The sequence below is a fragment of the Asticcacaulis sp. EMRT-3 genome, from assembly GCF_030027245.1.
Classification (GTDB): domain Bacteria; phylum Pseudomonadota; class Alphaproteobacteria; order Caulobacterales; family Caulobacteraceae; genus Asticcacaulis.
On sequence record NZ_JASERT010000001.1, the window covers coordinates 943,206 to 957,232 of the forward strand.

A 14,027-nucleotide genomic window follows, 5' to 3' on the forward strand; every position below is an offset into this window, starting at 1 on the left:
GCAGACCCTGAGAGATAAGCCGGTTTAGCTCAGTTGGTAGAGCAGTTGTTTTGTAAACATCAGGTCACGAGTTCGAATCTTGTAACCGGCACCAAGCTTTTAGCTTTAAAATCAATATGATACGAATTTTTCAGAAGTGTACATTAGCAGAACAAAAGCTCATGTGTGAGCCTCACACATCTTCTATGTGTGAGCATATGGCTTAGGCCACCGCAGGCGGATGGCTGATCGTTCTTCTGTCCCTCGGCGTCGCCCTTATGGGCATTGCCAAGCAAACCGGTCTTTTCCTGACAGGGCGCTGAAGGGCAATAGAGGCTGGGGCTGACTCGTCGAATAGATTGTGCCCACAGCATGAACGCGCGGCTGATGTGCCGCTTCGTATTGTTTGCTTACAGCCGGTCGAACTATGTCTTTAGAAGTGTATATCATCAAGGAGACAAGCTATGGCCGCGATCCTTTTTCATCTGATTGATAATAATACAGGCGAAGCGGTTTACGCCTCAGATTCTTTCCGCTTTCTCGATGTCCCCCTGCCCAACCATATCATCCATGATGATGTGCTGCGCGAACGCTATGGCGCGCCCGCCATCGTCGATCGCGTCGAAAATGCGCCCGATGGTTCGATCCATGTCTATATCGACGCGCTGGAAGAACAGCGCAATGCAGATGCCATCGACACAGATCAGGCCTACCGACGCTCGTAAATTTTTACGATTTTACCCGCCTCTTTTTTGCATCCGGGGCTAGCCATATGGTGCATAGCGGCCTAAAACCGGGAGCGAACCGCTTGAAGAGGTGCGCATATGATCAAGGTTTCTCTGGCCCTAACCGTCGCTGTTTGTCTGGCCCTGACCGGTTGCAACCGCTCCGCGCCAACGACCGCCGATAATGACAGCGGCGTCGAGATGAGCACGTCCGACCCGGTGGATTATACCGCCGCGCAAAAGGCCGCGATCCAGGCCACATTCCCGGCCCCCTATAATACGGCCGATTTGGCTGACGGCGAAAAGCAGTTCAAAAAGTGCCAGTCCTGCCACACGATCACGCCGGACAAGATGAATCTGACCGGGCCGCACCTGTACGGCGTCTTTGGTCGTAAATCGGGCACAGCCCCTGGCTATCCGTTTACCGACGCCATGACGGCGCATAATGTGGTCTGGGGCTTCGATACGCTCAATACCTACCTCACCTCACCGCAAACTGTGGTTAAGGGCACCAAGATGGGCTTCCAGGGCCTGCCCGACGACAAGGCGCGTCACGACCTGATCGCCTATATCGCCTTGGAATCCCAGCCACATCCTGAGGTCAGCAGCGTCAGTAGCGCCGCCACAAGCTCACAATAAACGCATTGACGCGCGGCACATTGCGCCCGGCTGTTGTCTGGCGCAGGCCCAGTTGCAGGCTGGTTTTCTGACTTGCGCCCAGGCTGCGCACCACGCTCAGTTCGGTGTTGAGCCATTGCGCCTGATAACCGTTCTGCCGGTCAGCGCGACCGGAAAAAACCTGCGCCATCACCATCCAGCGTGGCGAAGGCTTAAGGCCCAATGTGCCCTCCAGTCGCCATTCATCCGGGTTGAATTGCCGAATATGGCGCGCCGCCTGAAGATCGATAAAGGCAGGGGTGCGGGCGATACGAAAATTCCTGCCGAGATAGATGCGCAGATCAAGATCAGTGCCCTGACGACCGAAAAGGTTGTCGTAATCACTGCGCCGCCCCTTGCCGAGCCCTTCAAGGCCGGCACCCACGGCCAGCACATAATCATTGCCGACATGGAGCGCATAGCGGCCATCGATCTCCAGCGAAGACAGGCCGGAGAACTTTATATTGTCCGTATTATAGACTTTAAAATTGAGCTTGGTCGCCAGTGAGAACCGCGATGTCACACCATGATCAATATAGAGCGAAGCCTCCGTCTGACGCCAGTTGTCCAGAGGCGCATCGGCATGGCCTGTCGCATCATAGCCGCGCGAGGCACTCCCCGGTTCAAAACTGGCGATTATTTCGCTATGACCCGGATCCTCAGGCCACGCCGCTGCCCAGGCACCTGCCGCCCGACCCAGGCCACAGATGATTAAAATCGCGCTCAGCGCATAGCCGCCCCCGCCTCGCCATAAGCGCATGGCCCGCTTCCCCTAATACGAGAAACGCACTCTACAATTTTACCGCACAGCGTCAAGCATACGTATCATCTGTGACCATACGGACATAGAGCCTGCCTTCATAAATACGCTCGATCAGCACCTTCGCCTGCGTGGCTAAAAAATCCGTATCGGCATCCACCAGCACCGCCGGCCATTCAACGCCGTCATACATGACCCGGCCCGTGCGTTCGCCACCGGTCACATCGAAGCCGCTCAAAACCTCGGCCTGCTTACCGACCAGCCGGATGTGCTGATCATTGATGTCGGGGTGCGAAGCGCCCATTTTCAGGAAACGCCGCGTCAGCACGGTCATGACAAGGCTTAAGACGGCGAACACGATCACCTGGCCCGCCGTGGCGACGGGCGCACCGGTCAGGCAAATGACCGCCACCACTCCGGCGGCGGCGGCAGACCACAACAGCCATTGCGTACCCAGAAAAGCTTCGGTGGCCAGCAGGATCACGCCGAAGGTCAGCCATATCCAGAAGGCTTGCGTACCCACAGGCCCCGCCAGCCACAAGGCGGTCACGTCAGACATATAAGCCCCCTATTTTCTGGCCGGAGACGGTTTGGACTCATCGCGGCCAAGGCCGCTGATCAGTTCCGACACGCCGCCGATGGTGGCGGCCAGCGACGACATATCGGCGGGCACGATCAGGGTTTTGGTGTTGTTCGATTCGGCGAACTTGCCGAAGGCTTCAACATATTTTTGCGCCACGAAATAGTTGATGGCGTTGATGTCGCCCTTGGCTATGGCTTGCGACACCATGTCTGTGGCTTTCGCCTCAGCCTCGGCAGAGCGTTCGCGCGCCTCAGCATCGCGGAAGGCGGCTTCGCGGCGCCCCTCGGCCTGCAACACCGCCGACTGTTTCGAGCCTTCGGCGCGCGCAATGGCGGCCTGCTTGTCGCCATCGGCTTCGATGATCAGGGCGCGACGCTCGCGCTCGGCCTTCATCTGGCGCGCCATCGAATCGGTGATGTCGTGCGGCGGTTTCAGGTCCTTGATCTCGATGCGATTGACCTTGACGCCCCACGGCGACGTGGCGTGATCGATGACATTGAGCAGGCGTGAATTGATCGAATCGCGCTGCGACAGCACGTCATCCAGATCCATCGAACCGACGACGGTACGCAGATTGGTCATGGAAAGCTGGGTAATGGCATTATCGAGATTATCGACGCGATAGGCGGCCAGAGCTGCGTCAATCACCTGGGTGAACACGATGCCATCGACGCGCACCACCACATTATCCTTAGTGATGACCTCCTGCTGCGGCACGTCGAACACGCGCTCCATCATATTGACGCGGCGACCGATCGCCTCAACGAAAGGTGTCAGGAAGCTGATGCCGGGCTTGAGCGTGCGCGTGTAACGCCCGAACTTTTCGACGGTAAATTCATGACCCTGCGGCACGATCTTGACGATGCTGGACACGATAAAAATCGCCAGCATGAACAGAACAAAGATAAAAATGCCGAAAACCGACAGAGATTGCATGGATAGTCCCCGCAAAGGCTTTGGCCGGGCGGTATGCCCTTTCATCGCACGCCAATTATACAGGGCCGCCACGCCGCTCCCTAGGGTAATCGGTAGCCTTGCGTCAAATCGGCGTTACCGACCATCAGACGGCGCGCGCCGCCGCGTCTTCTGACTTTTGGCGCGCCTCCAGCAGACGGCTCACCGTATCGATGAGCGTGTCCATCAGGATGGGTTTGGAAATATGCGCGTCCATGCCCGCCGCATAACAGGCCTCGATCTGATCCTGCATGGCGTCGGCGGTCAGGGCCACGATTGGCACATGACGGCCGGGCGCTTCACTGGCGCGGAAAATGCGTGTCGCCTCCAGTCCATTCAGCCGTGGCATATTGATGTCCATCAGCACCAGATCAAAGCGCGACATATCCTGATCGAGCGCCTCCTGACCGTCCACCACTTCGATGACATTGAAACCGAAGGGTTCAAGGAAAAGCCGCGCCACCTTGCGATTGACCGGATGATCGTCCACGAGCAGGATTTGCAGGCTGGAGGCGCTTTCCGGCACGGTCTCAGCGGGTTCGGGAACCACAATGTCTTCCGGCATATCCGCCACAACCACGTCTCCCGCCTCAAACGTCATGACAAAGACCGATCCCGCGCCCTCCTCACTGGTAACAGTCAGGTGCCCGCCCATCAGTTCGGCCAGACGGCGGCTGATATTGAGCCCAAGCCCGGTGCCGCCATAGGTATGGGACGTCATGGCGTCGGCCTGGCTATAGGCGTCAAAAAGCTTGGTGAGCGTGGCTGCGTTCATACCGATGCCGCTATCGTGCACCTCGACGCGCACGAAATAGCCGCCCGGTTTGCGCTCAGCCGACACCACAATGCGCACCGAACCTTTTTCGGTGAATTTGATCGCATTGGACACCAGATTCGACAGGCATTGATAAACGCGCAGAATATCAAAACTCATCGGCATAATGGCATTGGCCTTGAATTCACTGGTCAGGGTCACGGCCTTGCCGACGAGCAGCGAACTATAGGTATTGATGACGCGATCCACCATATCCTTCATATTGGACGGGGTCGGCGCCAGTTCGATATGGTCGGCTTCGATGCGCGACATATCGAGCACATCATTAAGCAGCACCATCAGGGTCTGGCCGGAATCGAGCAATATCTCAACCTGTTCGCGCTGGCCTGCACTCAGATTCTCTTTCTTGAGCGTCTGAGCCATACCGAGCACGCCATTGAGCGGCGTGCGCAATTCGTGGCTCATCACAGCCAGAAAACGCGACTTGGCCGCATTGGCGGCCTCGGCATGGGCGCGGGCATCACTCAGGCGCATCTGCATCCGGCGCATACGGATCGCCCATAAAAGCCCGCCCAGCAGGATCACCACCAGCAACAAAGCGATCAGCACGGCGGCGGCCAGCAGCATGTGGCCCATCTGCACCTGACGAACCAGCAACCGGCTCTCGGCCGTCTTGCTGTCCAGTTCCTTGCGCAGCGCCTTATACATGCTCTGAACGGAGTCCGCCCGTACCGCTTCATCACGCTTGAACTGTATCCGCGACCATTCATAAAGAGTATTAAATGCCGCACCTTTATGCCCTTCCGCCTTGAGAAGAAAAGCTTCTATGCCCTGCTCAAACAGCTTATCGTGCGGATTGATGGGATCCGGCGCAGAACGAATTTTAGCCAGATAAAAGCGCGTTTTAGCAATGTCGCCCAGGTGCGCGTAGGCCTTGGTCAGTAATTGCAACTTACTATAGTCGAGAAAATTAGATACCTGCCCTGCGGCGACAGAAGAGCCGGACAGACAGGTTATGACGGCCTGATCTTTTTGCGCCGCGTCTTCCACATTGGCGCACAAGAATTCATCCCAGGTCTTTAAACCCGTCACGTCATATTTTTTCACATAATAGGCATGTAATTGTTGAAATTTTTCGGCAATAGGCAGGTCATTTTCTTTAGCTGCCCAGAAAGCGATATCGTAGACCGTGTCCATTTTTTGCGAAAAAAAGGCATTCTTATCGAGCAGTTTGGCGATCGCATACATATGATTGGCATAGGAATCATTGTCACCTACAGAAATCACAGAGTAAGCCGTCACCTGATGGGCCACCATCAAAAGCGGGGCCGCATCGGAACCCGCCGCATTCAGCCGAACAATAAGCTTGTCGCCCATATCAATGGCGTCGGCCCATTGCTGAAAATGCTGTAACTGCCGGACACGTTCGGTAATGGCTATGTTTTGCAATGCCGCATCGGGCATTGTCATATAGGCAGTCCATTCACGCTCGCTCAGGCTGGTAAAGCCGTCGCTTTCATTCTGATAGGTCTGGTACATGAGGCGCGCCAGCACATCGAGATTGGCATCACTGTCCTTTTGCGCCTGCGCCATGATCCGCGCGTGCCAGGCCTGGAACCTGGCGTCATTATGATCGTTTTTATAAGCATAGAGAACACGCCACAGGGCATAAAGACGCGCATCCCCATTCAGCCGCAAAGCCTGTTGGCCAAACTTGTCGACTTCATTCTGGCTGTAAATAAAGGGTTTTGCAGAGATCAGATTATAAATCGCCACAAGCTTGGCATGGTGTGGCGAAGGATAGTCATTGTCGGCGAAACTCGTTTGCGCGAACAGCATGCCGAGCACGAGCAAAACGGCGCAAAGTCCATTTCTGAAACCCCGCGCCGTAATTGCAGACATGAATTTTGAGCGACCCATGTCGCCTCCGCGTTACCCTGGCTCTCCATTAGATCGCAAAGACCTTAGGATTCGCTTAAGCGGTACGGTAAGGCTGGAAGAGGGTCAAAGGATGTGGTGCAAGGCACTCATACACGCTTGCACCTAGTGCCGTTTGCTTACAGCGGGCTGGCGCAAGAGCAGCCATATTCCTGCGAGCAGTTGCAGCTCGGCAGAGCATGTGCAACGGCCTGAGTATAGGCAAAGGCAGAGCCAGCAGCAGCGAGGACAGCGAGAGCCAGAACGATTTTTTTCATGAGAGAACTCCTTAAGGGACACAACCAAACCATCACCCGTCCAGTTTTTTACTGAACACGGCGTAACGCGATACATGCCTGGGAACCCATGATCGGGTATTTTATGGGAATGCACAGCGTAACGGTAGCTGTGACTATTTGAGTCAGCTCTCCGTTAACGTTTTATTAACCATGTTTTTATGGTTAACGCAATGCGGGATTGATTATCTGGCGCGTAATCGCCATGTTTTCACTTTATTGGGGAATAAAACTGACCTCAGACCTTATTCCGTCAGGTCTTCGAGCGCAAAAGCACGTCGCGCAAATCCGCGCGGCTCACCATGTCCAGAGCCGCCTCAAATGGTACAAACACGGCCTGATCGGCATCATCGCCTGCCCTCGGCTCGCCCGACATCCAGTCGGCAGCGTAATCGATCAGGATGTAATGAAAATCCGCTTCGATCATCTCATAAACCGCCAGCAGTTCGCCAATTTCCGCCACGACGCCTGTTTCTTCCCGCAGTTCGCGCAAAGCTGCCGTCTTCAGGCTCTCGCCATGTTCCACCTTGCCGCCGGGAATCGACCATTCTCCCTGTCGTGGGGCGCGCCCGCGCCGAATCAGCAGCACGTCTCGGCCGCGACGGCACACCACGCCGACCGCCGGAACCGGATACAGGCCGGATATAGGTTTTGCTTGCACTTGCCGCCCCTCTCGCTTAACGCAACATCGCGTCTCTATCCTAGCCAGGTTCCCGCCCATGTCCATGCCCGCTCCCCAGTCTGAAATCCCTGCCGTCGCGCCCGAAGTGCTGGCGCAGATCAAGGCCGTCGTGGGTGAAGCCGGTTATAGTCAGGACGCCGGACGCCTCGATCCAAAACTGACCGAATGGCGCGGCAAATGGAAGGGCCACACCCCTCTGCTCGTCATGCCGAAATCGACGGAAGAAACGGCCGCCGTCGTGAAAATCTGCTTTGACGCGGGCGTGGCCATCACTCCGCAGGGCGGCAATACCGGCCTGGTCGGCGGCCAGATTCCATTTGGTGAAATCCTGTTGTCGCTCGAACGCATGAAAACCGTGCGCGACGTGGCCGCCACCGACGACACTATGGTGCTGGAAACCGGCATTACCCTTCTGGAAGCCCAGCAGATCGCCGAAAAGGCCGCACGCTATTTCCCGCTGTCTCTGGCCGCCGAAGGCACGGCCACGGTGGGCGGCGTCATCTCCACCAATGCCGGCGGCACAGCGGTGCTGCGTTACGGCGTGACGCGCGATCTCGTGTCCGGGCTGGAAGTGGTTCTGCCCAATGGCGACATTTTCCACGGCCTGAAGCGCCTGCGCAAGGACAATACGGGCTATGACCTGAAGCAGATGTTCATCGGCGCCGAAGGCACGCTGGGCATTATCACGGCGGCCTCGCTCAAGCTGTTTCCGATCATGAATTCGCGCTCGACGGCCATTGTCGCCTTTGAAACCGCGCAAAAGGCCATCGATCTGCTGGTACGCGCCAAGCAGGAAACCGGCGGTCAGGTCGAGGCTTTCGAACTGATGGGGCGCTATGGCCTGTCTCTGGTGCTCAAGCACATCCCCGACACGCGCGAACCGCTGGAAGGCGAATATCCGTGGTATGCCCTGATCGAGGTTGCGTCCGGCGATCCGCAAGGCGCGGCGGCTTCGATGGAGCGTCTGCTCGGCGCCGCCTTTGAGGAAGAACTGATCATTGACGGCGTCATCGCGCAAAACGAAACCCAGGCGGCGGAATTCTGGCGTCTGCGCGAAGACCATTCGGCGGCGGAAAAGGCCGAGGGCGCAGCCTGGAAGCATGATATTTCCGTTCCCCTGTCACGCATGGCCGATTATATCGCAGCCGGCGACAAGGCGATTCAGGCGTTTCTGCCCGGCGCGCGGCTCGTGGCTTTCGGCCATGTCGGCGATGGCAATGTCCACTTCAATGTCATCGTTCCAGAAGGCATGGATGCAAATGCTTTCAATGCCTTACGCGATGAAGGTGCGAAAGTGGTTCATGATCTCGTGCATGAATATGAAGGCTCCATTTCCGCCGAACACGGGCTGGGCCGGATGAAGACACAGGAAGCCTTGCTGTATAAGGATCCGGCTGCGGTCGCTGCCATGCGCGCCATTCGTCAGGCGCTCGACCCCAAGCGCATCATGAATCCGCACGTCCTGTTTTAGGCGTCCTGTTTTAGGCGTTAGGCGGGATCAGTCAAAAAAAGCATCGACGGCCGCCTGAGCCGCATTGTCTTCCGGCGGGGCATCCTTGGCGCGTATAATGCTGGTTATGGTTCGGAGCAGTTCCGGCATGTGAAAAGGCTTGGCCAGCAGCGCATCGGCGCCTGCCGCCTTGGCCGCGGCCAGAACATGGACGGCGGTAATCGTGGCGTCCACGCCTTCTGACATGGCTACGACCTTGACGTGCGGAAAATCATTTTTAATCTGAGCCGTACCTTCGATACCGCCAATGCCGGGAATCAGAACCGCCGTCAGCACCACATCGACCAGACCCAGATTGTGGTCGAAAAACACGTCCTCCATATTGGAAGCATACGACACCTTGTAGCCGACCTGAGTCAGCACGCCGACCACGGCGCGGCGCAGATCGGGATCGTCCTCAACGACAAGGATATGATGCTCTTTCGAGCGGGCGCGGTGATAGCTATTGGTGTCGGCCAGCAGGTTTTTCAGCTTTTCCGGGCTGAAAGGCTTGGGAATGACAAAATCAGCCCCGGCCACGCGCGCCGCATTCATGGTGGAATTCAGCGCCGCGCTGCGGTTGCCGCCGTCCGACATGATGGCCAATGGCGCATCCTGGGCTTCCTGACGAATCTCCTCGACGATCTGCAAGGTGCTGCTGCCCTGGGCGTAGGCATCAAACAGAAGCAGGTGAAAACGACCGGATTTCAAGATGCGCATGGCCATGCGCGGGTCGAAACTTAAAACAGACGTCCACTTATGCTGATGCAGCATCGAGGATATGCGTTGCGCCTGAATTCTGTTTTCGTCCAAGACAAGCACGCTGCCCAGACTCATATGACCCTCCCCGGCCTTATTACAGAACGCACATTGGAGGAATCAAAATAAATGAAATATTTTAAAAACTCAACAACGGGTCAGGTTAACATAAATCATTCAATAATTAACGGTATTATTTAGCCATAAAGCAATGCAGGAAAACGAATATTTATCACTTCTCCATCTTGATATATGCTCTTGAGTTTGGCAAATCCTGAATACAAATACTATAATTTAAGTCCATTCAAAAATTTTCATCCCCGCACCCAAGCCGTTGAAATGGACGTGCCGGACGGGGTGTGATTAAGCCTGTTGCAAGCCTAAGCCGCCAATGTCTTTTCCACCAGCACAGCCTCCATCAGATAGGTCAGATCGGAAGCGGTGAATGGTTTGGGCAACAAGGCGTCAGCTCCCATATAACGAGCCGCAGCCAGGGCCTGATTGGGGTCAAGCTTATGATCGGAGCCGGCCGACATGGCTACGATCGCCACCTCCGGCCAGGTGGATTTGATGATGCCGATCCCTTCTATCCCACCCATGCCGGGCATGAAGATGTCGGTCAGCACAATATCGACGTGGGCAATATCAACACGATCAAACGCCTCTTCCATGCTGCGCGCCTCGCTGATGCGGTAGCCTTTTTCCGCCAGGGCCACGGTCGATAATTTGCGCACAACGCGGCAATCATCGACGACCAGCACATGCTTCGGCAAAACCGGTGCGCGCCGCATTTTGAAGGCCTCCTGCAAGATAATATTCAGGTCTTCCGGCGCGAACGGCTTAGGCACAACGAAATCGGCCTGAGCCCGGCGCGCCATATTGAGCGTCGAATGCAGGGCCCCGCCGCCGGCTCCGCCCGCCGTCATGATGGCAATCGGCACATCGGGTGCCAGTTCGCGTATTTCCGGCAGGTGCATCAGGGTATTGCCGCCTTCGATATAGACATCAAGCAGCAGGAGATCGAAACGTGAATTTTTCAGAAGCGAGAAAACCGTCTTGTGATCGAAACTCAGCATGGCCGACCAGTTCAGACCCGTCAGCATCTTCGAAATCAACTGAGCCTGAACGCGGCTATCCTCAAGTACCAGAACGGTGCCTCGTGACATATCTTCACCCCCTGCGGTGTATAACATTGTTATGACTGATGGAAGGTCACCCCATCAAACGGTCAAGTTTGTACGATTAAGCTACTGATATTGAATAAAAATACAAATTCTCTGCATCCCGAATACGCAGGGCTTGCCCCCATCCTATCTTCGGCATAAACAAAAATCCTACGCGCAAAATGGTAAGAAAACGTTCATGCTCACCCTGTTGTCTCCGGCAAAATCGCTCGATCCGTCTCCGCATGAGGCCGGAATACCCGCCACCGAGCCACGCTTTCCCGATCAAAGCGAAAAGCTTCTGAAAGCCGCTAAAAAGCTGAAAGCGAAGCATCTCGCCGAACTGATGGATATTTCCAAGGCCCTCAGCGAACTGAATTATGCGCGCTATCAGGGTTTTGAGGCACAGGCCGAAATGAGCGCCGTTTTCCTGTTCAATGGCGATGTCTATGATGGCTTGCAGGCGCGAACGCTCGACAACGACGCCCTTGCCTTTGCGCAAGCCCATCTGCGCCTCCTGTCAGGGCTTTACGGGTGTTTACGCCCACTCGACCTGATCCGGCCTTACCGGCTGGAAATGGGCACGGCGCTGAAGGTGGGCCGCGCCCATTCGCTTTATCAGTTCTGGGGCGATACCCTGGCCGAATCGTTGCGCGCCGAAGCCGGTGATGGCGGTTTGCTCAATCTGGCCAGCCAGGAATATGCGAAAGCCGCCCTGACCAAAAAGCTCAGCCTGCCGGTGGTCAGCCCGCGCTTTCTCGAAATCAAGGGCAATGAGGCGAAGATCATTTCCTTCTTCGCCAAGAAGGCGCGCGGCCTGATGGCGCGCTATATTGTCGATCAGCGCATCGACCGGCCCGAAGGCGTCAAGGATTTCAATGTGGACGGCTATGCCTTCCGCCCCGATCTGTCGCACGAAGGCGACTGGGTGTTCACCCGCCAGCAGCCTGCGCTTAAGGCGGCTTAACCTATCGCCTAACCTATAAAGCCTGCCGCACGGCGTATCCGGTCATTGATTGCCTCGCCTATGCCGTGCTCAGGGATCGGCGCGATTTCGATGGCGGCAGGCCGCAACCGGTCGGCTTCACGCAGGCAGCGAAACAGATTGGCGGCGGCTTCATGCAGATCGCCTTTTCCGCTGAGCGGGAACAGCGGCCCCTGATAATCACTGCTGCCAAACGACAGATAGGCCGCGCCCGGCGTCGGCGCATCTATATTGATCCTGACCGGCGCATCAGGAGCATAATGCAGGCTCAGCCGTCCCGGTGACCGATGGCCTTCGGTTTCATCCAATGCCAGAGGCCCGATCAGACCCGTGATCTCTGCGCGGCTTACCGCTCCGGCGCGCAAATAACGCGCCTCACCGATCAGGCTGATCACGGTTGATTCCACGCCAACACGGCAAGGCCCACCATCGGGCGACTCCGCAACATATGCGCCCGTTTCCTCGAACGCATGGCCCTGCGTGCTCGGGCTTGGCCGCCCGGAGCGATTGGCGGACGGGGCCACGACGCCAAACGGCACGGCGCGTAAAATATCAAGCGCCACAGCATGATCGGGCATCCGCAGGGCCACGCTGTCCAGTCCGGCGCGCGCCAGATCGCAGGCCGCGCTCGCATCCCTCACCGGCACGACCAGGGTTAAGGGCCCCGGCCAAAAGACGGCGGCCAGCTTTTCGGCGCGCGCATCAAACCGGCCGATCCGCCGCGCCAGTTCGATGTCGCCGATATGCACGATCAGCGGATTAAAGCGCGGACGGCCCTTGGCCTCGAACACCCTGATCACCGCTTCGGGATCGTCGGCCCGCGCCGCCAGTCCGTAAACCGTCTCGGTCGGCAGGTGGATCAGCCGTCCTTCGCGCAAAGCGCTGGCGGCGGCCTCGACCTCGCTCATCCCGCCCTCGCCTTGACGCGAATATCGAGATGCACCTTAGCGGGCACGGCGTCAGTTTTGGCCCAATCGCCTGTGCCAACGCCAAAGGCTATACGGTCAATATCGGTGGCACCACTCATCATCGCCACGCCGTTTTTAATGTTCAGGTTGAACGGCAAATCACATGGCCGCGTGACGCCGTGCAGGGTCAGCTTGCCGTGGGCGATGAAATGGCTGTCGTCTATGCGCGTAAAATGACTGGCCTCGAATGTGGCCTTCGGGAAACTATCAATGTTGAAAAACGAGTCGCTGCGCAGCGAGGAATCGCGGTCGGCATCACCCGATACGACCGAGTTGAGCGTGATCGTCACCTTGACGTGCGAGGCATCGAGGCGCTTGGGATCAAAGCTGATAGCGGCGTCGAAATCACCAAAATTGCCATTGATCGCTTCGCCGGAAAAGGTGGTCGAAAAGGCGATATGGCTGGCGGCCTTGTCCATCGTCCAGACCGTGACCGGCGCGACCCCGCCAGACGCCGATGCAGATGATCCAGCAACAGATGCTGAGGCGGCGGATGAAACCGCCACGGATGACGCCTCTGAAGACGGCGGCGCAGCAACCGCTTCCGGCGGCGGCGCATGTTCCTCACCGCCTTTTTCCGGCACACCGCGATAGATGCCATAACCGAAACCTACAGCCAGCACTATAACGCCCACCGGCACGATCCAGCGCCAGTTCAGCACCGGCTTCGGCGTCAAGCCGGGCACCATATGCTGCATCACCTCGTCCTTATCGATGAACTGATGCTTGAGCGCCGCCACCACATGCAGGGGCACCATCGCATAGATGATCAGCTTGGCAATCAGGCCATGCAGCGTTTCGAACAGTTCATGCGTGGCGTGGGTCTGCGGCACGGGCAGATGCGGCCACGGCAGGCCGAAGAAGGGAATTTCGCGCGCGCTGGTGGACACCATCAGCCAGCCGGTCAGCGGCATACCGATCATGACCACGTAAAAACCGACATGCAGGGTTTTTGCCGCCCATATCTCCCATTGCGACATGGGCGGTTTGGGCGGAGCCTTGTAGGCGAGTCGGAAACCGATGCGCACGAGACTGAGCAGCAGGATCAGGATACCGACCGATTTATGCAGATTGGTGCGACTGAGGCGCAGCGAATCGTGATCGCCAAGCCGCCAGCCGAGGAAAATCATAAACAGGATCAGTCCGGCGATCACCCAATGCAGGATGCGGCTGGACAGGTTATAGCTGGTGCGGTTCATGCGATCTCCGTTTTTCGGCTCTCTAGCGACATACACCACGGCCCCGCTGCCGTCATGTGAAATTATATGTAACTGTAATGATTTCATTATTTGCACAAGTTGACGTTCACGTAAAATAACTTGCCAAGCCGGATAG

General features: G+C 56.9%; 14 protein-coding genes and 1 tRNA gene. 5 read left to right on the forward strand and 10 right to left on the reverse strand.

Features of this window, described 5'->3' with window-relative positions; genetic code table 11:
- Nucleotides 1-18 precede the first annotated feature (18 nt).
- The 3 genes from QB905_RS04600 (at nucleotide 19) to QB905_RS04610 (ending at nucleotide 1,343) form a co-directional block, all read left to right on the forward strand.
- Nucleotides 19-94 (forward strand) — tRNA-Thr (locus QB905_RS04600).
- A 349-nt stretch (nucleotides 95-443) separates the two neighbouring features.
- Nucleotides 444-704 carry a hypothetical protein gene (locus tag QB905_RS04605; protein ID WP_282973379.1) on the forward strand — a complete coding sequence of 87 codons (261 nt, stop codon included), beginning with the start codon at nucleotides 444-446 and terminating at the stop codon, nucleotides 702-704.
- A gap of 99 nt (nucleotides 705-803) precedes the next feature.
- Complete coding sequence (locus QB905_RS04610) at nucleotides 804-1,343, forward strand: c-type cytochrome (RefSeq protein WP_282973380.1); 540 nt, start codon at nucleotides 804-806, stop codon at nucleotides 1,341-1,343.
- Here QB905_RS04610 and QB905_RS04615 read toward each other — a convergent pair.
- From QB905_RS04615 to QB905_RS04640, 6 genes are all read right to left on the reverse strand, one after another.
- Nucleotides 1,315-2,121: a hypothetical protein gene (locus QB905_RS04615; protein ID WP_282973381.1), complete on the reverse strand. Its 807-nt coding sequence runs from the start codon at nucleotides 2,119-2,121 to the stop codon at nucleotides 1,315-1,317. The genes QB905_RS04610 and QB905_RS04615 overlap by 29 nt on opposite strands.
- Before the next feature lie 52 nt (nucleotides 2,122-2,173).
- Nucleotides 2,174-2,680, reverse strand: a complete 507-nt coding sequence (locus QB905_RS04620) for an NfeD family protein (RefSeq protein WP_282973382.1) — start codon at nucleotides 2,678-2,680, stop codon at nucleotides 2,174-2,176.
- 9 nt (nucleotides 2,681-2,689) lie between these two features.
- Nucleotides 2,690-3,595, reverse strand: coding sequence for an SPFH domain-containing protein (locus tag QB905_RS04625; RefSeq protein ID WP_282975573.1), 906 nt, complete (start codon nucleotides 3,593-3,595; stop codon nucleotides 2,690-2,692).
- Nucleotides 3,596-3,764: 169 nt separating this feature from the next.
- Nucleotides 3,765-6,272 carry an ATP-binding protein gene (locus tag QB905_RS04630; RefSeq protein WP_282973383.1) on the reverse strand — a complete coding sequence of 836 codons (2,508 nt, stop codon included), beginning with the start codon at nucleotides 6,270-6,272 and terminating at the stop codon, nucleotides 3,765-3,767.
- Between the two features lie 218 nt (nucleotides 6,273-6,490).
- Nucleotides 6,491-6,628 (reverse strand): hypothetical protein, encoded by a 138-nt coding sequence (locus QB905_RS04635; RefSeq protein ID WP_282973384.1) that lies wholly within the window; start codon nucleotides 6,626-6,628, stop codon nucleotides 6,491-6,493.
- Between the two features lie 271 nt (nucleotides 6,629-6,899).
- A complete protein-coding gene (locus tag QB905_RS04640; protein ID WP_282973385.1) occupies nucleotides 6,900-7,307 on the reverse strand; it encodes an NUDIX hydrolase in 408 nt (135 codons plus the stop codon).
- A gap of 58 nt (nucleotides 7,308-7,365) precedes the next feature.
- Here QB905_RS04640 and QB905_RS04645 point away from each other — a divergent pair, with 58 nt between their 5' ends.
- The gene (locus QB905_RS04645; protein WP_282973386.1) at nucleotides 7,366-8,799 is read left to right on the forward strand and encodes an FAD-binding oxidoreductase; all 1,434 of its coding nucleotides are present in this window, start codon (nucleotides 7,366-7,368) and stop codon (nucleotides 8,797-8,799) included.
- 27 nt (nucleotides 8,800-8,826) lie between these two features.
- On the opposite strand, the gene QB905_RS04650 is transcribed toward QB905_RS04645, so the two are convergent.
- Together QB905_RS04650 and QB905_RS04655 are read right to left on the reverse strand one after the other, a co-directional pair.
- Nucleotides 8,827-9,654, reverse strand: a complete 828-nt coding sequence (locus QB905_RS04650) for a response regulator (RefSeq protein WP_282973387.1) — start codon at nucleotides 9,652-9,654, stop codon at nucleotides 8,827-8,829.
- A 302-nt stretch (nucleotides 9,655-9,956) separates the two neighbouring features.
- Complete coding sequence (locus tag QB905_RS04655; protein ID WP_282973388.1) at nucleotides 9,957-10,742, reverse strand: response regulator; 786 nt, start codon at nucleotides 10,740-10,742, stop codon at nucleotides 9,957-9,959.
- 196 nt (nucleotides 10,743-10,938) lie between these two features.
- Here QB905_RS04655 and yaaA point away from each other — a divergent pair, with 196 nt between their 5' ends.
- Nucleotides 10,939-11,706 (forward strand): peroxide stress protein YaaA, encoded by a 768-nt coding sequence (gene yaaA / locus QB905_RS04660; protein WP_282973389.1) that lies wholly within the window; start codon nucleotides 10,939-10,941, stop codon nucleotides 11,704-11,706.
- 8 nt (nucleotides 11,707-11,714) lie between these two features.
- On the opposite strand, the gene QB905_RS04665 is transcribed toward yaaA, so the two are convergent.
- Both QB905_RS04665 and QB905_RS04670 read right to left on the reverse strand, forming a co-directional pair.
- A complete protein-coding gene (locus QB905_RS04665; RefSeq protein ID WP_282973390.1) occupies nucleotides 11,715-12,632 on the reverse strand; it encodes an L-threonylcarbamoyladenylate synthase in 918 nt (305 codons plus the stop codon).
- Entirely contained in the window at nucleotides 12,629-13,891 is a 1,263-nt protein-coding gene (locus QB905_RS04670; RefSeq protein ID WP_282973391.1) for a YceI family protein, read from the reverse strand. Before QB905_RS04670 ends, QB905_RS04665 begins: the two co-directional genes overlap by 4 nt.
- Nucleotides 13,892-14,027: the final 136 nt, after the last annotated feature.

Coding starts and splice junctions, on each gene's coding strand:
- QB905_RS04630 (WP_282973383.1), bottom strand. CDS start 6,272: ATGCTGTTCGCGCAAACGAGTTTCGCCGACAATGACTATCCTTCGCCA.
- QB905_RS04610 (WP_282973380.1), top strand. CDS start 804: ATGATCAAGGTTTCTCTGGCCCTAACCGTCGCTGTTTGTCTGGCCCTG.
- QB905_RS04645 (WP_282973386.1), top strand. CDS start 7,366: ATGTCCATGCCCGCTCCCCAGTCTGAAATCCCTGCCGTCGCGCCCGAA.
- QB905_RS04605 (WP_282973379.1), top strand. CDS start 444: ATGGCCGCGATCCTTTTTCATCTGATTGATAATAATACAGGCGAAGCG.
- QB905_RS04670 (WP_282973391.1), bottom strand. CDS start 13,891: ATGAACCGCACCAGCTATAACCTGTCCAGCCGCATCCTGCATTGGGTG.
- QB905_RS04620 (WP_282973382.1), bottom strand. CDS start 2,680: ATGTCTGACGTGACCGCCTTGTGGCTGGCGGGGCCTGTGGGTACGCAA.
- QB905_RS04665 (WP_282973390.1), bottom strand. CDS start 12,632: ATGAGCGAGGTCGAGGCCGCCGCCAGCGCTTTGCGCGAAGGACGGCTG.
- QB905_RS04625 (WP_282975573.1), bottom strand. CDS start 3,595: ATGCTGGCGATTTTTATCGTGTCCAGCATCGTCAAGATCGTGCCGCAG.
- QB905_RS04615 (WP_282973381.1), bottom strand. CDS start 2,121: ATGCGCTTATGGCGAGGCGGGGGCGGCTATGCGCTGAGCGCGATTTTA.
- QB905_RS04650 (WP_282973387.1), bottom strand. CDS start 9,654: ATGAGTCTGGGCAGCGTGCTTGTCTTGGACGAAAACAGAATTCAGGCG.
- yaaA (WP_282973389.1), top strand. CDS start 10,939: ATGCTCACCCTGTTGTCTCCGGCAAAATCGCTCGATCCGTCTCCGCAT.
- QB905_RS04635 (WP_282973384.1), bottom strand. CDS start 6,628: ATGAAAAAAATCGTTCTGGCTCTCGCTGTCCTCGCTGCTGCTGGCTCT.
- QB905_RS04655 (WP_282973388.1), bottom strand. CDS start 10,742: ATGTCACGAGGCACCGTTCTGGTACTTGAGGATAGCCGCGTTCAGGCT.